Origin of the sequence: Mammaliicoccus fleurettii (assembly GCF_002018435.1) — a bacterium.
In the GTDB taxonomy this organism is placed as follows: domain Bacteria; phylum Bacillota; class Bacilli; order Staphylococcales; family Staphylococcaceae; genus Mammaliicoccus; species Mammaliicoccus fleurettii.
This window is the reverse complement of sequence record NZ_MWJM01000001.1, coordinates 104,691-130,542: the sequence shown is the minus strand read 5'-3', so window position 1 is coordinate 130,542 and position 25,852 is coordinate 104,691. Positions and strand designations below refer to the sequence as shown.

Here is a 25,852-nt window from a genome sequence, read left to right as displayed (position 1 = left end):
TCCGCCAAGACGATGATTAGGAGTGTTATTTTGATTAGTTGTAGATAATTCATTTGTATTTCCTCCTTATAAAAACTTTTTATGTTTACTTCTTAAAAATTCTTCAAACACTCTTATATTTACTAATAAAATATTTTGAGCAACTGCTATTGATATTCTATTTCTGTATTTTTCATCTTCCTCAGCTTCTTGAAGATATTTATTTACTGTAGATCTTGATAAATCAAATAATTCACAAGCTCTTGTTGCTTTAATATAGATAGGCTCAATGAAAATTTCTTCATCTAATATCGTATTCTGCTTACTAGGTAAAACCGTTACTGAATTACGTTTCTCTTTTATCATTAGATATCCTCCTTTTTCTTTTGTTGACGTCCTATTACAACGTTTAGTCTTGGCAATGACTATTAAATGTATTTAAGCGTGGCTCATATCTTCGCTCACTCTCGCTCTTAAACGCTCTAGTAGGACGCCAACATGTTCGTTTTAAGTTCTGTCTTACTTAATTACTTTCAAATTTGTATTATTAGATTGAAAGGTGGTGATACTTTGAATATCGATAAATTTATTGATGATAATTGGCAAGAATATAGTGATGACTTAGAAAATCTATTTATAAAATTTGCTAAACTTAGACCATTAAATAAAACTGAAAAATATTTAATGGAAGAATTCATGAAAACTAATTCTAAAATTCAATTATCTTTAGTATCAAAATTTTTAGATGAGCGTTCAAAATGATTAGTCGTTTTGAAATATAATTCAAAAGCATTTTCGTAATCTTTGAATTCTAACCACCACTGTTTCAAAAATTGATACGTATAAGTTATAAGCACTATATTTAGAGTTATTAGATGTAGTGCTTTAAACTTCTTAATACTTATTTCGTATTGATAGTGATTAAATAATTTAAATTTCTTCATTGCACCCTCTCCTTCCGTGAACTGACTGGTCTATCATGTTCACTGATTAATAGATATAATTAGTTTGTGTTAGTCGAATAAATCATATGGTCTGTATGATTTATAATTGATATAATTCGTTTACACCTTTTAGCAAAGGAGGTGTAAAACATGTCTAAACTTGAATATAAAAAATTTAATGCTCTATTCGCTGAACGTGATGCAAGATATCAAGAGATTTTTGATGAAGAGACTGGAAAATCAGATGAAAGTAATCCTCTCAATTCTTTAAAAATTCAATTACTTGCTTATCAAAAATCTAATGATGAATTCATCGAGAAATTACTTAGAGAAATGCATCAATTACATTAATTTTTAGCGTTTCATAAAATTTCGACCCATTTCCACTGCTTTTTTATATTGAATTTCTTGATATTCTTTTATCATTTTTTCGAAGCTTGATTTTTGTTCAAGTTTATAAATCTTCCATATTACAACGGCAATTGTGATGTGGGAGATTACTTTAAAAACCTTTTCCATATTTGACCCTCCTTAATTTTGTTGGTCGAATAAATCAAGTGTTCTAATTGCAAACTTGTGTCGATTTGTCACTATTGTTAGTAAAAAAAATTACCCATTCAACATTTATTGCTTTAGCTATCTTTTTAGCTGACGTTACACTAGGGTTTCTAGTACCATTCTCTATCATAGTGATATATGATCTATGCAATCCAGTAATGTTTGCTAAGTCTTGCTGTGTCATACCAAGTTCTTTTCGACGGTCTAATAACCATTTGTTATTCATTGTTAGCACCTCCTTGTGACGTTTCGTTACATTCATTATAGTCACGTTTTGTCACAAAGTCAATACTATTGTTGCGGAAAATTACATTTACTACAAAGTGACAATGAGTTACATTAATATTAGAGGTGCATTCATATGCTAAATAAAAATTTAAAGAAATATAGAAACTTAAAAAAATTATCTCAAGAAGACATAGCGAAAAAATTAGATATTTCTCGTCCAGCGTATACTGGATATGAAACCGGAAGAAGAAAACCTTCTTTAGATATGTTATATAAAATTGCAGATATCTTAGACGTTTCAATCGATGATTTAAGTGGTGTTAAGAAAGAAAGTACTAACCTGCTTGAAGATGCTGAAGTGTTAATGTTCTCTGATAAAGAAGGTTGGGACAATTTGTCTGATGAAAGTAAAAAAGAAATTATGAAAGAAATATCTGATTTAACTGATTACTATATAGAAAAAGATATGAGAGCTAAAGGCGATAAGTAAAATAAAAATATAACATTGAGGTGTATATGTAATGAAAATTCCTAATAGCGATTTTGAAATAAGACCATCTTTATCAAGCTTTAATTTTTATATAAGTCAAACAGGTATGAAAGAAGATAATCCTTTAAAAGACTTTAACCGTTTAAAAAATGGCTCAGAATTAGGTATAAGATTTACATTAAGCGGACTAAATGAATTGGACATTCCAGGTGAGAAAAATGATATTTTAGTTAATATTATTTCTTATGACAAAGTTGGACAAGTAGGTAATTCTGTTAATAATATCTGGACAATCAATATAGAAGCTTCAGAAATGAAAGAATCATACAAAGACTTTCAATTTACCTTATATAAAGTATATACGGATATCGCAATGGAAGACATTAGAACTTATGATATGACTCACACTTTTAGAATGTTGAAAATCTTTGTTACCGATACAAAATTTAATGTTGAACTTCTCTCAGAAGAAGATCTATCATCTATTATGACTGAAACTCATTTAAATGAATTACTTTGTACAAAAATTCCTATGATTCCTAAAAGCAAGGAGGTATAGATATGGGTGAAGTAATAGATTATGAAACTTCTTTAATGAAAAGGAATTTAAAAGGAAAACTTTTATCTCCTCATGTTAAAATAATAGATAATAACACTAATGTATATGGAGGAGATAGTATGAGTGAACATATTAAACGCGAAGAATATGAACAATTTAGAAATCACTTAGATAATAAATTAGACAGAGTATTTGATAAAATGGATGAAAATAGAAAAGAAATCAAAGAAGATATTAGACATCAAAATACGATAACCATTGCAATAATTAGTTTAGTTATTACCATAGTCGGAATAATTGTACCATTACTTTTACATTGATATTCAGGTAGCACAACCACTATCTGAATATATTTTTTACACTAATTTTAGATTGTACTTGATTAATAAACAAGTTTGACAAAAAAGAGCAAAATAATAGTTGTTTGAATTATAATGGGATAAACACATATGCTGAACTTTGTGGAAACACAAAGAAGCCACCGATAAAAAACGGTGGCGATAACACAATTGAGCAACGGAACTGCTACAAATGTATCTGAAATTTTAGGTAAACCAATTGCATCGTCTGGTTCTTATAAAACATTAAGAGCTATTAGAGAAGGGAATGGTTCGACTATCAAGAATCTAACATCTTTAGGAAGTACATTCTCTCGTGCAACAGTACCAACGTCAAGCCTAGGAATTACAGCTACTAGACCGTTTACAGGTAATTAATTGCCCTACTATATAGTAATATATAGTAAGTATCGGGTGAATTCAAAGAAAACCTAAGTCTAATTTTTAGATATGGCAACTTTGAGCTAAGCTAACAAACTCAATAGAAGTAGTTAGAAAGTGCAACGCATAGTCTTTGAGTATGAGAACAATAATATGACCACGAGCGCCCGATATCCCATTTATTATAACAATAATTGATTAAAATATAAAATTTATACAAGGAGATGCATAAATGAAAAAACTATTAATAACTATCCTATCAGTTGCTTTGCTGTTAGGTGCATGTGGTCAAAAAGAAGAAAGTTCAACTAAAGAAGATACTAAGGATACAAAGAAAGAAATTGAAAAAAAAGAACCTAAGAAAAAAGAAACTACTAAGAAATCAGAACCTAAAACCGAAGAACAGTCTACTCAAGAAACTACTTCTATTGAACAACCGACCGAAGAAGTAAACACTACAGAACAAACTACACAAGAACAAACACCAACAAAAGACGAAATGGCTCAAAAGTTTAAAAATGGGGAGAATGTTAACGGTCAAGTAGATGCAGAAGGAAACACTTATGTTCAAGCTCCAGGTGGTGGCGATGCAATGGGATACTATAAACCAGATGGTTCATTCTGTACCGTAGGTGGTTGTGTAAGCCCTGAAGCACAAGAAAGAATGGATAGAGAAATGGAAGAATCAGAAGACACATTTGATTATGAAAATAACGGCGTTTATAGAACACCTAGTGAACAAGTAGCGCATGAAAATTGGGTTAATGGCCAAGATGAATGGAATAACGCTTCTGAAGCTGAAAAAGAAAATATAAGAAGAAGAGATGCAGAACAATACGGATATGAATATGATCCTAGTGACTATGAATAATTTTTAAAATTTAGCTGACCACTAAATATACTGGTCGGCTTTTCTTACAACCTTAAACCGAACATACGTTCTTAAAATAGGAGGAAATAAACATGAATACGAACACTTTAATTGAAATACCAGAAAGATACAAACAATTTAGAATTGGAATATCAAAATTTGCTACTTCAAGAGATAACAAAAGAATAGAAAATAATGATCAAGCTATCGTTGTTTACTTTGATGACACAGACAACATTGAACCTTTACTATTCGATAAAGATATTGTAGTTATTAATGATGAAATGAATGGAACACCTTTTAATCAGTTTGTTGCTGAAATTAACTTTACTGAATCAGATAAATTTGAAATCAAAAAACTATCGAACTATGTATCTGTTGATAATACAATCCATCCTATCGATGATATTAATAATATTAATATCATAGGCAAAGTTATTAAATTAATTAGATCATTTGATTAGATTTGGAGGATGTTTTATGAGAGTCGAAGAAGTTGTTAACGAAATAACAGCATATACAATTTTAGATAAAAATGATTTGAATATTGATTATATAAGTAGCATATATAACATTATAGTAGTCTATAACTCGCCTACTACATTATATGCAAAGATTAGGAATAGAGATGTGATATGTGTTAGAAGTGATAGTTCAGAAAATATGTGGCGCGAATTTTGTCATGAGTTCGCTCATTTCTATATGCACTTAGGAAATCAGACAAAAATGAAAGGTTTATTTAACTACAAGCAAGAAGCTGAAGCCGAAAAGTTCTCGTTATTATTAAGGATGCCTGAACGATTAATCGTAACGCATAATTTATGGACTGTAGAATTAATTATGGGCTACTTTAGAGTATCTTTTGAAGATGCTTATCAACGCTTAGAGTTATTGATGAACAGAAGCAAAACACACCGTTTAGTCGGCGTTAAATTGATTTAGGAGGGCTATCAATGTGGATAGAAGAACACAAATCCAGTAATAAAAAAGTAAAATATAGATTTTATGAAAAATATAAAGATAGTATGACTGGTAAAAAGAAAAGAGTCAGTGTACTTATGAATTCTAAAACTAAACAATCAAGAAAAGAAGCACAACGTATACTAGATGAAAAAATCAAAAAAATAGAAAGCAGTAGTCAGATTGAAGGATTCAATACATTAACTTTCAAAACAGCCTACAATATGTGGGAACAACATTATAAAGTGAATACCAAAAATAAAGAAACTACTATAAAAACTTATTTAACTAAGGGGAAAATATTATATAAAATATTAGATTTTGATGTACTAATTTCTAAACTTAATCTACCCTATCTACAAAATTGTTTTAATAAATTAAGTGACTATCAATACTCAAATCAGACTAATAGAGATGTTTTAAGTATATTCAAAAAAGTAATGACCTATATTAAAGTAAACTATGGCGTTTCATTCCCTTATCTGAATGATTTAAGTGTACCAATTAAAGCTTTAACATTTGATGAAATTAAATCTAAGAAAAATAATTATTTAGAGCAAGATCAATTAAAACAAATTCTTGATGAACTTTATGTAATGAAAATTACTGCTAATAATATTGATAACAGACGTCATTATTTTTTCATGTATTCTATTGTGGAATTTTTGTCTTTAAATGGAATGAGAATAGGAGAATTGTTAGCAATTGAAGAAGAAAATATAGATTTAAAAAATAAAAAACTTACAATTGATGGCACCATACAACGTAAAGCAAACTCAAAAGGGCAGTATGGGGTAAAAGATACTACTAAAAACCTCAACAGTTATAGAACGATTGATCTGACTAATCGCAGCTGTGAAATTTTAAAAGCTTGTATGTTAGAAAATAAAAAGGCTACCCAATGGGATAGTAGATATATTAATAGAAACTTTGTTTTTACAAACTATAGAGGTAATCCAATATATTTTAATAGAGTTAACGAAGCTCTTGAAAAAGCTAGAATTAATCTTAAAATAAAAAAGAAAATAACTACGCATACCCTTAGACACACTCATATTTCATTACTGACTCAAATGGGCATATCAATAAAAGCAATTATGGATAGAGTTGGTCATAGTGATTATAGAACTACCTTAGGGGTTTACACTCACGTTACTAATCAGATGAAAAATGAGCTGATAAATAAACTTGAGGACATAGATAAAAAAGATATATTATAACCAAACAGCCCTTTTTTGGCCCTTATTTCCATTAAAAAGCAAACAAAAAACCCTCTAACCGTTGTGGTTAAAGGGTTTTAAATTTAAGGGCAACTATTTAGCGTATTCGGTTGCTCTCATCTCGCGGACAACTGTCACTTTAATATGCCCTGGATATTGTAATTCACCTTCTATTTGATCTTTAATATCTCTTGCTATCCTATGTGCTTTCAAGTCGTCAATATCTTCAGGAGAAACAATTACTCTAATCTCTCTACCTGCTTGTATTGCAAAGGCTTTTTCTACACCTTGATAACCTTCTGATATTTCTTCTAATCTTTCTAAGCGTTTTACATAATTTTCTAAAGTTTCACGTCTAGCTCCTGGTCTTGCAGCACTTAATGCATCTGCTGCTGCTACCAATATAGAAATGACTGATGTTGGATCTACATCCCCATGATGTGAGTGTATTGCATTTATGACTGTATCATGTTCATGATATTTCTTTGCAAGTTCTACCCCTATTTCAACATGGCTACCTTCAACTTCGTGATCAATAGCTTTCCCAATATCATGTAATAAACCTGCTCGTTTTGCTAAAGTGACATCTTCACCTAATTCAGCTGCTAACATTCCTGAAAGTTGTGCAACTTCTACAGAGTGTTTCAGTACACTTTGGCCATAACTTGTACGATATTTCATTCGTCCTAAAATTTTAACCAATTCTGGATGTAAGTTATGAATACCTAATTCAAAGGTAGCTTGTTCACCTGATTCTCTCATCAGTTCATCAACTTCTCTTCTCGCTTTTTCAACCATATCTTCAATTCTACCTGGATGGATACGTCCATCAGATACTAAATTAGTTAAAGCTGTCTTAGCGATTTCTCTACGAATTGGGTCAAATCCAGATAAAATGACTGCTTCTGGTGTATCGTCTATTATTAAATCTACACCTGTCAATGTTTCTAAAGTACGTATATTTCGACCTTCACGACCGATAATACGACCTTTCATTTCATCGTTAGGTAGATTAACAACTGATACAGTTGACTCAGAAGTATGATCTGCAGCTAATCTTTGCACTGTTGTTGCTAACAGTTCTTTAGCTTTCTTATCTACATTTGTTTTTAGTTCGCGTTCTTTGTCTTTTACAAGTACAGCAATATCATGTGACAGTTCTTCTTCAACTTGTGAAAATTGCTCTTTACGAGCTTCTTCACGTGTTAGTCCGGAGATGCGTTCTAGTTCTTGTTCATGTTTCGTTATTATTTCTTGAACATTACTCTCTTTTGCATCTACCTGTTGTTGTCGCTCTTCAATTTTAGCTTCTTTGTTTTCTAGAATTTCATCTTTTTTGTCTAAAAGATCAGATTTGCGCTCTAAGTTCTCTTCTTTTTGAAGTAATCTTGCTTCTTGCTTTTGTAGGTCACTTCTTCTCTCTCGTATTTCACTATCAAGATGATCTCTAATTTGTTGATTTTCTTCTTTTGCTTCAATCAACTTTTCTTTCTTTAGGCTCTCAGCTTCTTTATTAGCCTCACTTATTATATAGTGAGCAGACTGACGGGCTTGATCTTGCTTTTTCGTTAAGCTATTATGTGCGAAAAAGTATCCTACAACAACACCTAGAATAACTCCTAGCAAAATGAGTAAGAGGGTTAATAAGTCCACATAAACACCTCCTTCTATCTAGGTTCTATGTCTTATATATACAAAAATATGATTAAATGGAACATTGGAATCATACAACTCAATTGTACGTTTAAATTTGTACAAGTGTCAAGGACATGGACTTTATTTTTAATACTCTTTTATAAAAAAACATTCTACAAATCTACTTTAAAAAAAGTGATTCATAGAATGTTTAAATTTATAGATAAACACAGTTTAGTCTAATAAAGTTTCTTGTCCTGGACTTCCTGTCTTTTCAGCTTTGTCTTCCTTTTTAGCTTTATCTTCTTTTTTAACTTCTTCTTTCTTTTTACCATTGAAGCCTAATTCATCTCTTAAAAGACCATCAATTTCTTCAATAATTGCTGGATTTTCTTTTAAATAAGATTTAACATTTTCTTTACCTTGACCCATACGTTCTCCATTGTATGAATACCAAGCACCAGATTTATCAACAAAATCATATTCAACAGCTAAGTCTATTAACTCACCTTCACGAGAAATACCTTCACCATACATGATATCTACTTCTGCTACTCTAAATGGTGGTGCAACTTTATTTTTAACAACTTTAATTTTAGTACGGTTACCTACAACTTCTTGTCCTTGTTTCAATTGTTCAGCACGACGTACTTCTAAACGGACAGAACTATAGAATTTAAGTGCACGTCCACCAGGTGTAACTTCTGGGTTACCAAACATAACGCCAACTTTTTCACGAATTTGGTTTATAAATACTGCAGTTGTATTAGATTTAGAAATTGCTCCTGATAATTTACGCAAAGCTTGACTCATCAATCTTGCTTGTAAACCAACATGAGTATCTCCCATTTCGCCTTCAATTTCTGCTTTAGGTGTTAAAGCAGCAACTGAGTCAATAATTACGATATCCACAGCACCACTTCGTACAAAAGCTTCAGCTATTTCTAATCCTTGCTCACCATGGTCAGGTTGAGATAAGTATAGGTTATCAATATCTACGCCTAAGTTCTTAGCATAAACAGGATCTAATGCGTGTTCAGCATCAATGAAAGCAGCTACGCCACCTTGTCGTTGTGCTTCGGCAATAGCATGTAAAGCTACTGTCGTTTTACCAGAACTTTCTGGTCCATATATCTCTATGATACGTCCTTTAGGATATCCACCAACGCCTAGTGCTTTATCAAGTGTGATAGATCCACTAGAAACTGCAGATACTTCTCTACTTGTATTATCCCCTAGCTTCATTACTGCCCCTTTACCAAAGGATTTTTCCATATTCTTAATTACTGTATCGAGTGCTTTCTGACGGTCGTTCACGCGATAACCTCCTATATATATAAAATGAATTTACTTGTTTAATTAGCTATTATTACTATATCTGGTTTCGTTCTAAATTGCAAGCATAAAGCGAATATTTGTTCGTGTTTTTGTGTTCGTTTTTTGAAAATATGCGAACATAGGTACCGATATTATTAAATTATGAATCTCATCGTAATAAGTTTAAATATTCAATAAGTGCTATATTGCTTATTCTATCACGTCTTCCAGCATATGATTGGCTTAACGAAGAAATAAATTTTTTGTTTTTTTGCTTATGCGAAATATAAACTGTAGACTCTTTATCATCTTGCAATAATAAGATGGTGCTTTCTACTTTAAATACTTCTTTTAACTTTTTAGTGATTTCTTCACTTGTATCATTTTGTGCAATATTAAGTACACTGTCTGACCAATCATTTTTAACTGTATAAGCTTTTAAGTACTCTTCACTTTTCTCACTAAGCTTTAACCTTGAATATAGTACTCCATCAGTTATGCCGTCATAAATTACAAAAGGTTGATCTAATTCATTAAATACCGCTTCTTCAATTGACAAATCATCACTGCCATAATAGTACTTACCAATTCTACTTAGAATTTCTTCTTTTACAGGCTTGATTAATTCGAGCGCTTTTTGTTTCGTTTCTGTATTTGCAGTTATTCTTAATGAAACTTCATGTTGACCTGCTAAAGGAGCTATTGTAGGATTCGTTTGATTATCTATTATATCCATCAATTCCGTTTCTAGGCTTGATTCACCTATTCCAGTAAACTTTAATGACTCAGAGAAAATCACACGCGCTTCATTCAAGAAATATGGTATAAGATATTGATTAACCATAGGCTGAAGTTCTTTTGGTGGACCTGGTAACAATACAATTTTTTTGTCATCTAACTCCAAATACATGCCTGGAGCCATACCGACATCATTATTTAATACATCACTACCTTCAATAACAAGCGCTTGCTGTTTATTATTAGGCGTCATAGTGCGATTTTCATTTTTAAAATATCGCTCTATATGACCCATGGCTTGTTGATTTGTTTCAAGACCTCTCTCTAACACTTGTGCTACCGTTTGTTTCGTCAAATCATCCTTAGTTGGTCCTAATCCTCCAGTGAGAATAACAACATCATGGTTAAATAATTCTTCTTTAAAAGTTCTTTCTAATCTTTCCGGATTGTCACCAACTGCAACATGTCTCACAACACTAGCACCAAGTTCGTTTAATACTTTTGAGATAAATTGAGCATTGGTATTCGCAATTTGTCCTAATAATATTTCAGTACCAACACTTAATATGCTCACTTTCATATATGTTCCTCCTAAAGAAAAACCTACAAACTCAATGTTGTAGGTTGATTGTCATTATTATTTTGATCCTTTAAATACATCTCTACCATTATAAAAATACTCTATTCCAGATAAAATAGTAAAGAATGTAGCCACATACATTAGCCATTGCCCTAAATTAATTTGCCATAAAGTAGAGAAAGGTTCTTGTAGTAAAATAAATACAATAGCTACCATCGTAACCGCCGTTTTAATTTTACCTAATTGACCTGCTGCACTTACAAATCCTTGTTCTATTTGCAATAATCGTAACCCCGTTACTGCAAATTCTCTCGCTATAATAATGATTGCGATAACAGAAGATACTTTATCTAGTTCTACTAATGCAATTAATGCACTAGCTACTAATAATTTATCAGCTAATGGGTCTAAAAATTTCCCCATGTTTGTTACAAGTTCCCATTTTCTAGCTAAATAGCCGTCAAACCAATCTGTAACAGAAGCTAAAATAAAGATAATACCTGCTATAAATTGTTCTACTCGCATTTCTTGACCGAACAAAAAGCTCATTTGTCCCATATTAAAATCAACAAGTAAAAATAATACAAAAATAGGTATTAAAATAACACGTAATACCGTTAACTGATTAGGAATATTCATATTCTTTCTCCTTCTTTTCATACAAACACATAATAATACTATTATAAATCAATCGCTTATATAATTAAATGATAATTATTAATAATACCCAAGCAATAAGACATACGCCAAAGAAAGTAACCATTTGAGTAATTAACTTAGCGACCATTTTATTCTCAGATATTTCTGTTTGGCTTCTTTTCTCTTGTGTTAATATACGAAATGCTTCTTTTGCAGATGGCGTTGTTTTAGGCAATTCACTTTGATGTTTATCAATTAATTCTGCAGGACTTACATTAATTGCAGATGCATACTTAGTGATGAATCCTCTAGCGTAATCAGGATTTGGTAATTTTTCGAATTCATTTTTTTCAATCATCACTAAAAATGGTCTCTGTATCTTAGTCTTTTTTTCAAGTTCAACTAATGTCATACCTAACTGTTCTCTTTTATTCCTTAATGTTTCCCCAATATATTTCAAAATATATTCACCTCAGCAAAATTATTCAAAGAAACCAAATCCATCTCCAAATGCCATATTGTCATTTGTAAATAAATCATTTTTATTCAATTGTTCGTATGTAATTTCTTGATCTTCAGTTTCTCTCAATTCAATAATATAATCAAAATCTTCAAGACTATATTCTGAGCGCTGCACAAATAAATCAGGATGTTCAACGACTTTAATAGTTGGTAAACTCATGACTTCTCTAACCAACTGTTTATGCTTTTCATCTGTCTGTTTAGATGTTACAGCACCATCAATTATATAAACGTTCTCGTCTCCATACTCACCTTTTAAGAGAGAGCTTCTCACAGTTTGTTTAATCAGAGTTGAACTAATAAACAACCATTTCTTATGTGCACAGACACTTGCTGCTACTACTGACTCTGTCTTACCAACTCTCGGCATACCACGTACACCAATCAATTTATGTCGATTTTCTTTAAAAAGTTCAGCCATAAAATCAACTAACAAACCTAAATCTTTTCTTTCAAATCTAAATGTCTTTTTATCATCAACATCTCGTTTAATATACCTACCATGTCTTACTGCCAATCTATCTCTTAAACCAGGTGTACGTAATTTCTTTATGGTAATATCATCAATTTCTTTCACGATATTTTCGAAGCGTTTAACTTTATTCATATCATCTGTTTTAATGAGCAAACCTCTTCTCCCTTGGTCTACACCATTAATCGTAATAATATTAATACCTAAAATACCTAATAGACTAGATATATCCCCTAATAATCCTGCTCTATTTACTTGAATATCATATTCTAAGTACCATTCTTTTTTAATTACTTCTTCCATAATATCCACCCCAATATTAAATATACCATCCTCCGTTAATTCGAAGTACTTGGCCAGTTACACTTTGAGATAGCGGGTTTAGTAAATAAGCTACAGTCGCACTAATCTCTCCAGTCGTAACAAAGCGACCTTGTGGTATTTCTTCTTTTAACTGTGTTTGAGTAATTGCATCAAGTTCATCTGTCATTTTACCATGAACAACGCCTGGAGTTATAGCATTAACTGTAATTGATGTTAAAGCTAACTCTTTAGCTAATGACTTTACAAAACCTAATTGTGCCGCTTTCATAGTTGAGTAAATCGTTTCGTAACTTGCACCTGTTTCTCCCCAAATTGAAGATACAACAATAACTCTTCCATTTTCACTTTTTCTCAGTCTATCTACAAATAATTGTACTACCTTAATTAAAGAAAATACATTTATATGGTATTGTACATCAATTTCTTGATCAGTAAAGTCTTGAATAGATCCAAATGACGATTGTCCAGCTACGTATATCAACTGATCTATATGTCCTACTGATTCTAATTCACTTATGTCATTCCTGATTGCAAGATCAAACTGTAGAAAACTAACTGCTTGTCCTTCGTATCTTTGTTTAAGTAGATTTAAATTCGAACTATTATAATGTAGTATGACTTCATTACCAAGTGATAAACATTCGTCTACTATTGAAAGTCCAATATCGCCGCTTCCACCTATTATAAGCGTTCTAGCCATTTTGTTTCACCAAACGACTTTCAACTATATTGTCAAAATCAATTAATGATTTCAATGTTTGCTGAACACTATCAACCGTTACTGATTCTAATATATCAATCAGTTCAAACAGCTCAACACCTTCAAAATAAAACTTCGTATATTGATTTGCAATATATTCTGGAGAATTCAAACTTGAAATAATTTCGCCTAATGTTTGTTTTCGGACTCTTTCTAATTCATCTTTATTAAAACCTTTATTTATATAATTATTTAATTCTCTAAATAAAGCATCTTTAAATACTTTATGGTTATCTGTTGTTACAGCTAGAATTAAGTAACTATATGTCATTTCATTAGCAAATTGATAACCAAACGTATCATCAATAATACCTTCTTCAAGAAGTCCTTGATAAAAATCTGTCTGTTCTCCAAACATCAGGTCTAAAGCAATCATCATTTCCATATCATTTTTAACTCTATTTTTGTCTGAAATTGTATTAGGCTCAAATTTAAAAGCTAGCATAGACTTCTCTTGTATTATATCCATTTTTGTCTCGATGTAAGGCGTATGCACAGATGTAGGTTCTTCTATAGGTTTTCTTGTAATAGGCGGCATTTCTTTCATATTTCTTGCAGCCTCATGTTTACGAACTAACTCTATTGTGTCTTCTGGACTTACATCTCCAACAATAATTAACACCATATTCGCAGGATGGTAAAACGTTTCATAAGATAAATATAAGTCTTCAGCAGTTATTTTATAAATGCTGTCCACTGAACCAGCAATATCTACTTGAACTGGATGATTATGATAAAGTGCTCCTAAAGTTTGAAACATTAATTTATAATTCGGCTGTTCTTGATACATTTTAATTTCTTCAGCTATAATACCTTTTTCTTTCTCAACAGTCTTCTCTGTAAAATAAGGGCTCTCTATCATTTTTAATAGTCTTATAATATTGTTATTTATATTACCAGTCGCGCTAAATAAATAACTCGTTCTGTCGAAAGTCGTAAAGGCATTAACTTGTGCATCATTTTCGGCAAAGCTAGTAAACACATCGCCTTCTTCTTTTTCAAAAAGTTTATGTTCTAGAAAATGTGCCACACCATCAGGAACTGAGACAAATGCTTCTTTCCCGTGTGGTTTAAATGTATGGTCAAGTGAACCAAAATTAGTCGTATATGTTACAAAAGTTTTAGAAAAACCAGCCTTAGGAATAACAACCACTTTTAATCCATTGTCTAAAGTTTCTTCATAAACTGTTTCATCAATCTGTTCGTAATATTGATTACTCATTATTTTCACCTTCAGTCAGTATATATATTGTATCCAATTGTCCAAGTTGAGCAATATTTTTAATGTCATCTATCGTAATTGATTCTATTTCTTTAATCCAATCATCATGATTATATACTGATTGATAACGTGCATGTGTATGTAATAAATCAATCATTTGTCGTTGCTTATCAAACATCTCTCGTGCATGAGATATAAGAACTTTTTTAGCTAACTCTAACTTTTGCTCGTCGAAGTTCCCTTCTTCTAAATCTTTATAAATGTCCAATATCGTGTCTTTAGCTAATTGAACTTTATCTTTGGAAATTCCACCAACAATATATAAAAAGCCATTTCTAGCATCAATTTGAGAATGAATAGAATATGCCAAACTTTGTTTTTCTCGAACTTCGCTAAATAATATTGAGGATGCATCTCCACCTAATAACATATTCAATACTAAAAATGAATAATATTCTTTAGAATGGAATGCAATTGGGAATCTATATCCCATATTTAACTTAGCTTGATCAATTTTAGTATAATCCACTATTTCTTTTACTTCTTCAATGACTTTTAATGATGAAGTTTCAATTTCTAAATGACTATTGTGATCAAAACTAAAATAATCATTACAAAGTGCTTTAACTTCATCTAATTCAACGTTTCCAATAATATATGTAGAAATTGCGTTTTCATGAAGTAAATCATGATATGTATCAACTAATGATTCTGGAGTCACATTATCAATGTCTTCAAGACGACCAGATGCTAAGTATTTATATGGTTCATCCTCAAACATATGATTCATGAACTGAATAAATGCTCGTTGCGACTTGTTATCTTCTATTGCAGTTAATTTTTTATGTAAAAGTGATTTTTCTTGTTTTGTATATTTTTCATTGAACTTTCCATTTTCGATTAATGGATTAAATATTACTTCGTGTAATAATTGAACGGCATTTTCAAATAAGGATAACTCACTTCTTAAGTATTTTTCATTCACTATTTCAATACCAATCGTCATAATATGATTATTTGCTTGTTTATTTACATAACTAAATAAATGTGCACCGTATAAATCAGCGAGTAGATTATTCATCTCTCTATCTGTTTGATACTTTTTAGTTATTCTTGTTATTAACTTACTTAAAATTGACCTAGATGTAATCGTAGCACTATTTAAAGGCGCTACAAATTTAAAAACTATCGTCGTTGTTTTAAACTTTTCTGTTGGTATGACATAAACATCGTTTGATGCTAATTGTATATGTTCTGTAGTAATCATCAAATACACCTCTCTTATATGTATATATACAGAAACAAAGCAACAATTGTTACTTTGTTTTCCTCAATATATTTATTATATCCTATTTCTTGTAATTCGAAACTTTACAAGACTACTTTTAAAATAATTTAAAGAATAAAGAACCGGTGTACCATGTTCATTATAATGTATCTGCGTTAATAACATCATAGCATCGTCTGGTTCAGAGTTAAGTATTTCACTTATATAAGGTTCATAGCTTATAGATTCTATAGATGTATTTGCATGCGTAATTTTAAACTCTACTTTACTTTCTATTGCTGATAGTATTGAAGAATTCGAACGATAGTCACTACATGCAAATAAATCAGTAGCAATTTTATCTAAACAATATACAACTGGTTCTCCATCAGCAGTTCGCAATCTTTCAATTACAGATATCATGGCATCTTTTTCTAAATTAAGAACTTCTATATCTTTTGAAGTAGCAACTTCTTCATCTAAACTGATAAATTCTGTACCCGCCACTTCTCCATTCTTTTCTATCATTTTAGTAATACTTAACAATTCATCTAAAGGATAATAGTAAGGTTGAGTCGGTTTAACAACTGTGACATCCCCAGATTTTTGCGATAGGATTTGTTCAGTGACAAGTTCATGTATAGCTTTTTCAATTTCTTCATAATTTACTTTCAACAATCTTTTGATTTCGAACTCATTAGGTATCGTTTCACCAGGTTTAATTTCTCCTGATTGAATTTGATCTAATATCCAGTTCTTAACAAAATTTGTAGTTGCATCTGTAGACATAATATCCCCCTATTCCTCTTGATAAATATCAACCAATACTTGTCTAGGTTTACTACCTGATTGTGGTCCAATAACACCATTGTTTTCTAAATCGTCCATTAATCTAGATGCTCTATTATAACCTATTCTAAATCTTCGTTGTAACAAACTAGCACTTGCTTTTTGTTCTTCAACAACAAATAAATATGCTTCTTTATAAAGTGCATCTTCACTTTCCATTTCACTCGCTTCAGTAGGTTCATCAGGTTCCATTTCTTTCACATAATTAGCAGTTTGTTCTCCAACTACATGCTGAACGACTGTCTCTACTTCACCATCTGATAAGAATGCACCTTGTATTCTTGTTGGTTTTGATGAATCTCTTGATAAGAATAGCATATCTCCTCTACCAAGTAGTTTTTCAGCTCCACCACCATCTAGTATCGTTCTAGAATCTGTTGCAGAACTTACTGCAAAGGCAATTCTCGATGGTATATTTGCTTTAATACTACCTGTAATAACATCTACAGAAGGTCTTTGCGTCGCGATTATTAAATGTATACCTGCTGCTCTAGCTAACTGAGCTATTCGCATAATTGATGACTCCACATCTTTCCCTGCAACCATCATTAAATCTGCAAGTTCATCAACAATAACTACGATATATGGTAATTGTGCTTGCTTTTCTTCCATTTCTTGATTCGTACGTTCAATAAATTGATTATATCCTTCTATATTTCTCGCACCTACATGTTGGAATAAGTCATATCTTTTTTCCATCTCTGATACAACTTTTTGTAATGCTTGATTTGCCTTTTGAGGGTTTGTGACTACCGGCGTTAATAAATGCGGCACACCGTTATAAACATTTAATTCTACCATTTTAGGGTCAATCAGCATTAGTTTCACTTCATGTGGTTTAGCATTCATTAAAATACTCGTAATAATACCATTAATACAAACTGATTTACCACTACCAGTTGCACCAGCTACAAGTAAATGAGGTAATTTATTTAACTCTGCTGTTATTGGCTCACCAGAAATATCTCTACCAAGTGCTACTTCAAGTTTATTTGTCGTAGGTTTCGCTTCGCTTAACACTTCTTTTAATGTAACCATTGAAATATGTTCGTTTGGCACTTCAATTCCAACAGCTGATTTACCTGGAATAGGTGCTTCAATTCTTATGTCTTTAGCTGCTAAATTAAGTGCGATGTCATTACTTAAATTGACTATTTTGTTAACTTTCACACCTTGAGCTGGCTGAACTTCATATTGAGTAACAGCTGGACCAATTCTAATTTGTGTTACTTTAGCATCTACATTAAAGTTTCTTAATGTTGCTTCTAGTAACTTGCCTTTTTCTTGAACAGTCTTTTTTGAAACCGATTGAGATTGAGGTGGATCATTTAAAATATCTAATGATGGTAATTTATAATTTAAATTCTCCGTTTCATCTATAGTTGATTCATTGATTTCACTTTCGACAGGTTCAGTATTTTGTGGTGATCGCTTCGGCTGTTGCTTTCTTTTAGCTTCTAGTTTTTCTTGTGATTCATAAATTGGAATATCTTCATTCACTGGTTCTGGTTCAACTGTTGAAACTTCATTAGTAGGTTCTAGTTCTTTTAAGTTCGATACATCTTTTGGTTGATTTTTTTGACGCTTTTCTTTTTCTAATTGTTTAGCTCTTGCTTTTTCTTCACGTTTTTTTTCTAAATTAGTCATTTTTGATTTAGTTTTGCTTTGAGCAATATCAAAAGTTGATTTCGTTATGTCACGATGTCTTTTCTTAGCAATTAAAATAACACTAGATATTAATATAAGTATTGTCAATAAACTATAACCAAAAACAGATATTAGTTTACTCAAAACATTAAAAGCATAATAACCTATGTATCCACCACCATTAAAGTAAAATGAATTTCTTTCTAAACTTGAGTACGTTTCACTTATTGTCATTTTAAAAGTATCAAAAGACTTATCTTTAAAATATAAAATCAATTGCATAACAAAAATTAGTGCAATTTGAAATATAAGTAGACCATTTAGTCTTCTTGTAAATTTCAATTTACCGTTTATTGTAATTAGCAGTGATATAACCGCAATGAGAATATATGTGAAGTACTTAGAGTAACCGAATAAAAAATGAAAGAAGCTATCTATCATTAATCCTATAAATCCTAATTGAAAAACTCCTAGCACTAATAAAAACAGCACTATCATTTGAATGACATATTTTAAAGTATTATCCTTTTGCTTTTTCTTACCACGTGTTGTTTTTCTTTTACTAGTTGCTGGCTTCTTCTTTTGTACCATCTTGAAATAGCCTCCTTATCTATAATGCAAAAAATAAGCCCATGATTGGGCTTATTTGACTGTTAATAAATCTTCCATAAAACAATCCATTAGATTTCAGAAATAATAGGAATAATCATCGGGCGACGCTTCGTTTGTTCATATAAATATTTGCCGAGTTTATCACGCATATTTTGTTTCATTTCAGACCATTCAATTTTCTTTTGGAGTAATCCTTCTTCAACAATTTCACGTACTTTTTCTGAAGCATCATTTAATAATTCTTCACTTTCTCTTACATATACAAATCCACGTGATTGAATTTCAGGTCCTCCAACAATTTTTCTGTTCTTAGGATCTAATGTTACTACAGCTATAAATATGCCATCTTCAGCTAATAAGTGTCTATCTCTTAAGACAATATTACCTACATCTCCGACACCAATTCCGTCTATTAATACATTCCCTGCTGTTACTTTTTCATTGGCAAGCATTTTTTCACCATCAAAATTAACAACGTCACCTTTTTCAAGTAAGAAAATCTTCTCAGGATTCACACCAGTTTCAGCAGCCAATTTCGCATGTGCAATTTGCATTTTAAATTCACCTTGTACAGGAATAAAGTATTCCGGTTTCATTAAATTAAGCATCATTTTAAGTTCTTCCATACAACCATGACTTGAAGCATGTGTCTTTTTATTATTAGGCATGATATGTGCACCAGCTTTAACAAGCTCATTTAAAGTTTGTCCAATAATAACTTCCATATTTGCAGAGGCAGTAGTAGAAATGTAAACATTATCCCCTTCTAAAATATTCATAATTGGATGTCTTTGTTGAGCCATTTGACCTAGTGCTTCAATTGGTTCACCTTGCATACCAGTTGCAATGATAATCATCTCGTTCTTAGGATACTTACTAATATCGTGAACAGGAACTAATAAGTTTTCTGGAATATTAAAATAACCTAGTTTACGTGCTACGTTAAATGAACTTTCTAATGAACGTCCTAAGAATGAAACTTTACGATTTAATTTGCTTGCTGCGTTTAATACTTGTTGTATACGGATAAAGTTAGATGCATAACAAGATACAATGATTCGACCATTTGCTTTAGCAAATTCATCTACTATATGACTTTCAATAACATTTTCCGGAACATTATATCCAGGCTTTTCTGCTTCTGTTGAATCACTAATTAGTGCAAATACACCATTTTGACCAATTTCAGTCATTTTAGCAATATCTGGTGCATATGCCCCTTGTAAACTTTGGTCGAATTTAAATTCACCAGTATATACGATAGATCCGTAAGATGTATGTATACATACACCTAAACTATCTGGGATTGAATGTGTTGTATTAAAGAACGTTACATTAACATTTTTAAATCTCATTACTGAATCTTTATTTACTGTATAGTAACGTACTTTTTTATTTATTTTTCTAGCTTTCATATGGTCTTTTACTAACGCAATCGTTAATCTAGAACCATAAACAGGTGCATCTAATTTTTCAAGTATATAACTTACTGCACCAATTGAATCTTCATGTCCATGTGATAAGAAGATACCTTTAAGCTTTTCTTTATTTTCAATTACATATTGTATATCTGGTATAACAACGTCTACGCCTAACATTTCATCTTCTGGAAACATTAAACCAGCGTCTAACATGAACATTTCTTCATCCACTTCAACGATATACATATTTTTTGCGATTTCTCCAACACCACCAAGTGGTATGATACGAATTTTATCATTTTTCTTTTTAATTAAACTCAAAATTGTTCCTCCTAAATGTAGTCCCGTCCATAATATATTTATTTAATCATACCATTTATATAATCGTTTACACAAGCACATACAACAGACTTATACATAATTAAAATAAAGGAAGAGAATATTTTTACTTCTTATTACGATATATATTATTTCTCTGTAAGTATAAATTCAGAATAAGGCGCTTCAAGTAATATTTTTGTAGCTGTTTTAATATCTTTTAACTGAATTTGATTGATTTCTTTTTCAAATTTATCGTTTGAAATAAGTTCGTTATGAAACATGATTGAACGCGCATTTCTTGTCATTTTATTTTGATTAGATTCGGAAGCCATTAAGAAACTTGTTATAATATGACTTTTTGCATCGTCTAGTTCTTCTTGCGTAATGCCATCTTTGAGTAGGTTTTCAAGAACTTCTGTAATCAACTTGCTTGAAGCATCCACATTCTCTTTATCTGTTGCAACATAGATTGTCAACAAGCCATCGTTCGGAAAGCTTTGGAAATCCGAATAAACATTATAGCAAAGACCGTGTTCTTCTCTAAGCACTTGGAATAATTTAGAACTCATCGTTTCACCTAATATTGTATTTAATATATTAGTAGAATAATAGTGCTCATCATTATAGCTTGGTGCGACGTAGCTTCTCATAAAGTGCGTTTGTTCAAGTTCATTTTTATAGTAAGTTTCTTTCTTTTCAATAAACTGCATTTTTTGTTGATCTTCATCAATAGCAATACTCTGCTCATCTGTTAATCGTTCGATTATTTCTTCTTTTAAAGATTCACTGTACGCACCAGCAACAGAAACGATTAATCGATTACTTTGATAAAATTTTTCATGAAAATCGACTAAAGTCTTTCTATCAATTTCATTAACACTTTGTGGTGTACCTAAAATCATTCTACCTAATGGTTGGTCTTTATAGATTTCATTTTCTAATTTATCCAATAACCATTCTTCAGGTGTATCTTCAATCATTTTAATTTCTTCAAGGATTACTTTTTTCTCGCGCGTAATTTCTTCTTCTATAAATAAAGGATTCTTAACCATGTCCAATAATAAATCTGTTGCTTTTTTTTCAAATCTTTTTAAAGTTTTACAGAAGTAACAAGTATAAAGCTTAGTTGTGTATGCATTATTATATCCACCAATTTTATCAAATTCAGTTGATAATTGCTGTCTTGAATACTGTTTACTTCCTTTAAAAAGCATATGTTCCATAAAATGGGCAATACCTTCAGGATAATCTCCTTCATTAGCTGTACCAGTCTTTACATATACACCAATACTAATTGTTTCACTATTAGGAACATCTTCAAATATTAATGTTGTACCATTTTTTAATGATTTTAATTCTGTCATTCTATCACCTCATAATAAAAATAGGGACACGTGAATGTCCCTATTTAAAGCATTTAATTAATTATATTACTATTTTTGTTCTTTTTCTTCATCCAATAACACTTTACGTGAAGCATTTACACGTCCTTGACGGTCAATTTCAGTAACTTTCACTAAGAATTGATCACCAATTTTTGCTACATCTTCAACTTTGTTAACTCTTTCGTTTGAAAATTGAGAGATATGAACTAGTGCATCTTTACCTGGGAATATTTCAACAAATGCACCAAATTTCTCGATACGTTTAACTGTACCCATATAAATAGCGCCGACTTCCGCTTCTCTTACGATATCTTCAATGATTTTACGTGCACGATCAATCATTTCTTTATCTTTAGAACCGATAAATACTGTACCATCTTGTTCAATGTCTAATTTAACACCTGTTTCATCAATGATTTCATTGATTTTTTTACCTCCAGGTCCAATAACATCTCTTATTTTGGCTGATTTAATATGCATGATTTCTATTTTAGGAGCATATTGACTTAATTCTTCTCTAGGCTCTCTTAACGTTTCTAACATATGGTTTAAGATATATAGTCTACCAATTCTAGCTTGTTCAAGTGCTTCTTTTAAAATTTGCTCACTTAAACCGTCAATCTTGATATCCATTTGAATTGCAGTAATACCTTTTTCAGTACCTGCAACTTTAAAGTCCATATCACCTAAGGCATCTTCCATACCTTGAATATCTGATAAAATTGTATAATTATCATCTTTAGTAATTAACCCCATTGCGATACCTGCAACTGGCGCTTTAATTGGTACACCAGCATCCATTAATGCTAATGTTGATCCACAAATTGAAGCTTGTGAAGATGAACCATTAGATTCAAGTACTTCAGATACAACTCTTATTGTATAAGGGAATTCTTTTTCATCTGGAATTACTTGTAATAAAGCACGTTCTCCTAATGCACCGTGTCCAATTTCACGACGACCTGGTCCTCTTACTGGGCCAGTTTCACCAACTGAGAAGTTAGGGAAATTATAGTGATGCATGTAACGTTTTTGTTCTTCAGTACCAAGTCCATCAATAATTTGATGTTCTCCAAGCGCACCTAAAGTAGCAACTGAAAATGCTTGTGTTTGTCCACGCGTAAACAATCCAGAACCATGCGCTCTTGGTAATAGACCAACTTCTGATGCTAATGGTCTAATTTCTTCAGGATTACGTCCATCAGGTCTAATTTTATCTTCTGTAATTAAGCGACGAACTTCGTCCTTAACAAGTGTATCTAAAATTTTACTTGCAGACTTTAGAACTTGTTCGTTATCAGGATCTTCTTCATTATCGAAATGTTGAAGCACTTCATCTTTAACAGCAGAAATATTAATATCACGTTGTTGTTTTTCTTCAGTTCTTATTGCAGCGTTTATGTCTAAAGCTTCAGCTTTTGTACGAACTGATTCTTCAAATGAAGCTTCAATTTCTACTGGAATAAATTCTGCTTTTACAGGTTGAATTTCTTCAATAATTGCTTCTTGGAATTCAACAAGTCTTTGTATTTCTTTATGTCCGAACAAAATTCCATTTAACATCATTTCTTCAGTTACTTCTTTAGCACCTGCTTCAACCATGTTTACTGCATCTTTATGTCCTGCTACTTGTAAATCCAATAAAGAAACTTCTTTTTGCTCTACATTTGGATTTATAACATACTCACCATCTACTAAACCTACATTTACACCTGCAATAGGTCTTTCAAATGGGATGTCAGAAACAGATAATGCCATTGAAGAACCAATCATTGCTGCCATTTCTGGAGAACAATTTGAATCTACACTCATGACAATTGATATTACTTGAACATCATGTTTATAGCCTTTAGGAAATAGAGGTCTAATTGGTCTATCAATTAATCGACTTGTTAAAGTAGCATCTTCACCAGGTCTACCTTCACGTTTATTAAATCCACCAGGAATTTTACCTGCTGCGTACATTTTTTCTTCGTAATTTACCATTAATGGGAAAAAGTCTACATTTCTAGGTTCTTTAGATGCAGTTGCTGTTGATAATACAACTGTATCCCCATATCTTACTAATACTGCACCATTAGCTTGTTTTGCTAATTGGCCTGTTTCAATTATTAATGGACTGCCTGCCCATTCTGTCTTAAAGACTTTTTTCTCTTGAGACATTTATGAATCTCCTCTCATACAATTAATCTCTTATATCATACCATTATATACTTATTTTTTATATTTATTTATAAAAAAAATCGAAAGAAATCTGATCGATTTCCTTCGATTGATATTGTGATTAACGACGTAATCCTAATGATTTGATTAAATCACGGTAACGTTGAACATCATTGTCACGTAAATATGTTAATAAATGTTTACGACGACCAACCATTTTTAATAATCCACGACGTGAATGATGGTCTTTCTTATGTGTACGTAAATGTTCGTTTAAAGTAGTAATTTCTTCAGTTAAAACTGCGATTTGTACTTCTGGAGAACCCGTATCTGTTTCGTGTACGCGGTATTCTTTAATTAGTTCGTTTTTTCTTTCTTGTGAAATTGCCATTGTCAATTTCCCTCCTATAATTGTATTCACCGTAAACCTGAGCGAATCGTCGGAGTGTCGATTAGCCAAGGAATAGGCACTTAAACTATTATACATAAAAGCATATTATCTTTCAAGCAATAATAACGATTTCGCTTCTTCTTTATCTTTTGTGATTTGACTTACGAGTGCATCAATTCCATCAAACTTTTGTTCTGGTCGAATAAAGTGATGCCAATAAACTTCAACACGCTCTCCGTAAATACTTTCATCAAAATCAAATATATTTACTTCAATACTTATTTGAGAAGCAGAAGGGTCATGGAATGTCGGTTTAACACCAACGTTACATACACCTTTATACGTTTTATCTCTAGATTTAATGAGTATAGTAACTGCGTATACGCCTTTTCTAGGTAAAACGTAATCATCAACCGGTTCTACATTAGCCGTTGGAAATCCAATTGTTCTACCTCTTTTTTCACCTTGTACAACCATTCCTTTAATAACATAAGGTCTACCAAGAGCCAAATTACACGCTTCAATTTCACCAAGTTCAAGTGAAGCTCTTATATCCGTTGTAGAAATTTTATCATCGTCTTGCAAAGTTTGTTTAGATACTACATGTACGCTAAAAGGATAATCATTCTCTTGTAAAGAAGACATATTACCTTTTCCATATTTACCAAAACTAAAATCATATCCTGCAATAACAGCTTTCACATGATTTTGTATGAAATACTGATCTATAAAATCATCTGCAGATACATTTGCAAAAGTTGAAGAAAAGTTTACTACGAAACAATAATCGACGCCTAATTTTTCTATTGATTCTATTTTGTCAGCAATAGGTGTTAAATATGTTGTTCGCTTCTTCTCAGGATTCAATACTACTGAAGGGTGTGGATCAAATGTCATGACTGCTTTCTTTAAATGTTGATCTTTAGCTACTTTAATCATTTTTTGAAGTACTTTTTGATGCCCTAAATGTATGCCATCAAAAAATCCAATTGCTAAAGCAATATTTTCATTTACAAATTGTGTTGATTTTATTGGGTGTGTAATTTCTATAACTTCCAT

The 25,852-nt window shown here is 31.4% G+C and carries 30 protein-coding genes; 10 read left to right on the top strand and 20 right to left on the bottom strand.

The genetic code is table 11. The features are described from left to right. Positions 1-66 precede the first annotated feature (66 nt). Positions 67-345 (bottom strand): hypothetical protein, encoded by a 279-nt coding sequence (locus tag B2G86_RS00620; RefSeq protein ID WP_078356199.1) that lies wholly within the window; start codon positions 343-345, stop codon positions 67-69. A gap of 204 nt (positions 346-549) precedes the next feature. Here B2G86_RS00620 and B2G86_RS00615 point away from each other — a divergent pair, with 204 nt between their 5' ends. Beyond that, entirely contained in the window at positions 550-741 is a 192-nt protein-coding gene (locus tag B2G86_RS00615) for a hypothetical protein (RefSeq protein WP_142242918.1), read from the top strand. Here B2G86_RS00615 and B2G86_RS00610 read toward each other — a convergent pair. Further along, on the bottom strand, positions 696-923 hold the full coding sequence (locus B2G86_RS00610; protein ID WP_078356197.1) for a hypothetical protein: 228 nt from the start codon (positions 921-923) through the stop codon (positions 696-698). The two genes, B2G86_RS00615 and B2G86_RS00610, sit on opposite strands and share 46 nt — an antisense overlap. Positions 924-1,073: 150 nt before the next feature. On the opposite strand from B2G86_RS00610, the gene B2G86_RS00605 reads away from it, so the two are divergent. Then, complete coding sequence (locus tag B2G86_RS00605) at positions 1,074-1,274, top strand: hypothetical protein (protein WP_078356196.1); 201 nt, start codon at positions 1,074-1,076, stop codon at positions 1,272-1,274. Between the two features lie 3 nt (positions 1,275-1,277). Here the strand turns inward: B2G86_RS00605 and B2G86_RS13250 are convergent, their stop codons facing one another. Together B2G86_RS13250 and B2G86_RS00600 are read right to left on the bottom strand one after the other, a co-directional pair. Further along, on the bottom strand, positions 1,278-1,442 hold the full coding sequence (locus B2G86_RS13250; protein ID WP_158079007.1) for a hypothetical protein: 165 nt from the start codon (positions 1,440-1,442) through the stop codon (positions 1,278-1,280). A 43-nt stretch (positions 1,443-1,485) separates the two neighbouring features. Continuing rightward, positions 1,486-1,707 carry a helix-turn-helix domain-containing protein gene (locus tag B2G86_RS00600; protein WP_078356195.1) on the bottom strand — a complete coding sequence of 74 codons (222 nt, stop codon included), beginning with the start codon at positions 1,705-1,707 and terminating at the stop codon, positions 1,486-1,488. A gap of 135 nt (positions 1,708-1,842) precedes the next feature. Here B2G86_RS00600 and B2G86_RS00595 point away from each other — a divergent pair, with 135 nt between their 5' ends. The 8 genes from B2G86_RS00595 to B2G86_RS00560 all read left to right on the top strand — a co-directional run bounded on the left by B2G86_RS00595 (position 1,843) and on the right by B2G86_RS00560 (position 6,528). Then, complete coding sequence (locus tag B2G86_RS00595; protein ID WP_078356194.1) at positions 1,843-2,199, top strand: helix-turn-helix transcriptional regulator; 357 nt, start codon at positions 1,843-1,845, stop codon at positions 2,197-2,199. Between the two features lie 31 nt (positions 2,200-2,230). Next, complete coding sequence (locus B2G86_RS00590) at positions 2,231-2,758, top strand: hypothetical protein (RefSeq protein WP_078356193.1); 528 nt, start codon at positions 2,231-2,233, stop codon at positions 2,756-2,758. Between the two features lie 2 nt (positions 2,759-2,760). After that, positions 2,761-3,078: a hypothetical protein gene (locus B2G86_RS00585; protein WP_078356192.1), complete on the top strand. Its 318-nt coding sequence runs from the start codon at positions 2,761-2,763 to the stop codon at positions 3,076-3,078. A gap of 189 nt (positions 3,079-3,267) precedes the next feature. Next, positions 3,268-3,474: a hypothetical protein gene (locus B2G86_RS00580; protein ID WP_078356191.1), complete on the top strand. Its 207-nt coding sequence runs from the start codon at positions 3,268-3,270 to the stop codon at positions 3,472-3,474. 235 nt (positions 3,475-3,709) lie between these two features. Then, entirely contained in the window at positions 3,710-4,348 is a 639-nt protein-coding gene (locus B2G86_RS00575; protein ID WP_078356190.1) for a hypothetical protein, read from the top strand. A gap of 92 nt (positions 4,349-4,440) precedes the next feature. Then, positions 4,441-4,812, top strand: coding sequence for a hypothetical protein (locus B2G86_RS00570; protein ID WP_078356189.1), 372 nt, complete (start codon positions 4,441-4,443; stop codon positions 4,810-4,812). Between the two features lie 16 nt (positions 4,813-4,828). Next, positions 4,829-5,290, top strand: coding sequence for an ImmA/IrrE family metallo-endopeptidase (locus B2G86_RS00565; RefSeq protein ID WP_078356188.1), 462 nt, complete (start codon positions 4,829-4,831; stop codon positions 5,288-5,290). 11 nt (positions 5,291-5,301) lie between these two features. After that, positions 5,302-6,528 carry a tyrosine-type recombinase/integrase gene (locus tag B2G86_RS00560; RefSeq protein WP_078356187.1) on the top strand — a complete coding sequence of 409 codons (1,227 nt, stop codon included), beginning with the start codon at positions 5,302-5,304 and terminating at the stop codon, positions 6,526-6,528. Between the two features lie 93 nt (positions 6,529-6,621). Here B2G86_RS00560 and rny read toward each other — a convergent pair whose 3' ends face one another. The 16 genes from rny to ribF form a co-directional block, all read right to left on the bottom strand. After that, positions 6,622-8,181, bottom strand: coding sequence for a ribonuclease Y (rny, locus tag B2G86_RS00555; RefSeq protein ID WP_078356186.1), 1,560 nt, complete (start codon positions 8,179-8,181; stop codon positions 6,622-6,624). Between the two features lie 216 nt (positions 8,182-8,397). Beyond that, positions 8,398-9,438, bottom strand: a complete 1,041-nt coding sequence (recA, locus tag B2G86_RS00550; protein ID WP_241837729.1) for a recombinase RecA — start codon at positions 9,436-9,438, stop codon at positions 8,398-8,400. 211 nt (positions 9,439-9,649) lie between these two features. Further along, the gene (locus tag B2G86_RS00545) at positions 9,650-10,798 is read right to left on the bottom strand and encodes a CinA family nicotinamide mononucleotide deamidase-related protein (RefSeq protein WP_078356184.1); all 1,149 of its coding nucleotides are present in this window, start codon (positions 10,796-10,798) and stop codon (positions 9,650-9,652) included. 57 nt (positions 10,799-10,855) lie between these two features. Continuing rightward, complete coding sequence (gene pgsA / locus B2G86_RS00540) at positions 10,856-11,437, bottom strand: CDP-diacylglycerol--glycerol-3-phosphate 3-phosphatidyltransferase (RefSeq protein WP_078356183.1); 582 nt, start codon at positions 11,435-11,437, stop codon at positions 10,856-10,858. A gap of 64 nt (positions 11,438-11,501) precedes the next feature. Further along, entirely contained in the window at positions 11,502-11,897 is a 396-nt protein-coding gene (locus B2G86_RS00535) for a helix-turn-helix domain-containing protein (protein WP_078356182.1), read from the bottom strand. Between the two features lie 21 nt (positions 11,898-11,918). Continuing rightward, positions 11,919-12,734, bottom strand: a complete 816-nt coding sequence (locus B2G86_RS00530) for a YmfK family protein (protein ID WP_078356181.1) — start codon at positions 12,732-12,734, stop codon at positions 11,919-11,921. Positions 12,735-12,750: 16 nt separating this feature from the next. Beyond that, positions 12,751-13,455 (bottom strand): elongation factor P 5-aminopentanone reductase, encoded by a 705-nt coding sequence (gene ymfI, locus B2G86_RS00525; protein WP_078356180.1) that lies wholly within the window; start codon positions 13,453-13,455, stop codon positions 12,751-12,753. Beyond that, positions 13,448-14,737: an EF-P 5-aminopentanol modification-associated protein YfmH gene (gene yfmH, locus B2G86_RS00520; protein WP_078356179.1), complete on the bottom strand. Its 1,290-nt coding sequence runs from the start codon at positions 14,735-14,737 to the stop codon at positions 13,448-13,450. The genes ymfI and yfmH overlap by 8 nt, the downstream gene beginning before the upstream one ends. After that, a complete protein-coding gene (gene yfmF / locus B2G86_RS00515; protein WP_078356178.1) occupies positions 14,730-16,004 on the bottom strand; it encodes an EF-P 5-aminopentanol modification-associated protein YfmF in 1,275 nt (424 codons plus the stop codon). Before yfmF ends, yfmH begins: the two co-directional genes overlap by 8 nt. Positions 16,005-16,079: 75 nt before the next feature. After that, a complete protein-coding gene (locus B2G86_RS00510; protein ID WP_078356177.1) occupies positions 16,080-16,793 on the bottom strand; it encodes a GntR family transcriptional regulator in 714 nt (237 codons plus the stop codon). Positions 16,794-16,802: 9 nt separating this feature from the next. Next, positions 16,803-19,091 (bottom strand): DNA translocase FtsK, encoded by a 2,289-nt coding sequence (locus tag B2G86_RS00505; protein WP_078356176.1) that lies wholly within the window; start codon positions 19,089-19,091, stop codon positions 16,803-16,805. Positions 19,092-19,180: 89 nt separating this feature from the next. After that, entirely contained in the window at positions 19,181-20,854 is a 1,674-nt protein-coding gene (rnjB, locus tag B2G86_RS00500; RefSeq protein WP_078356175.1) for a ribonuclease J2, read from the bottom strand. 146 nt (positions 20,855-21,000) lie between these two features. Next, positions 21,001-22,218 (bottom strand): M16 family metallopeptidase, encoded by a 1,218-nt coding sequence (locus B2G86_RS00495; protein WP_078356174.1) that lies wholly within the window; start codon positions 22,216-22,218, stop codon positions 21,001-21,003. A gap of 69 nt (positions 22,219-22,287) precedes the next feature. Beyond that, positions 22,288-24,402 (bottom strand): polyribonucleotide nucleotidyltransferase, encoded by a 2,115-nt coding sequence (pnp, locus tag B2G86_RS00490; RefSeq protein WP_078356173.1) that lies wholly within the window; start codon positions 24,400-24,402, stop codon positions 22,288-22,290. A 121-nt stretch (positions 24,403-24,523) separates the two neighbouring features. Continuing rightward, on the bottom strand, positions 24,524-24,793 hold the full coding sequence (gene rpsO, locus B2G86_RS00485; protein WP_078356172.1) for a 30S ribosomal protein S15: 270 nt from the start codon (positions 24,791-24,793) through the stop codon (positions 24,524-24,526). A 105-nt stretch (positions 24,794-24,898) separates the two neighbouring features. Next, positions 24,899-25,852, bottom strand: coding sequence for a riboflavin biosynthesis protein RibF (gene ribF, locus B2G86_RS00480; protein ID WP_078356171.1), 954 nt, complete (start codon positions 25,850-25,852; stop codon positions 24,899-24,901).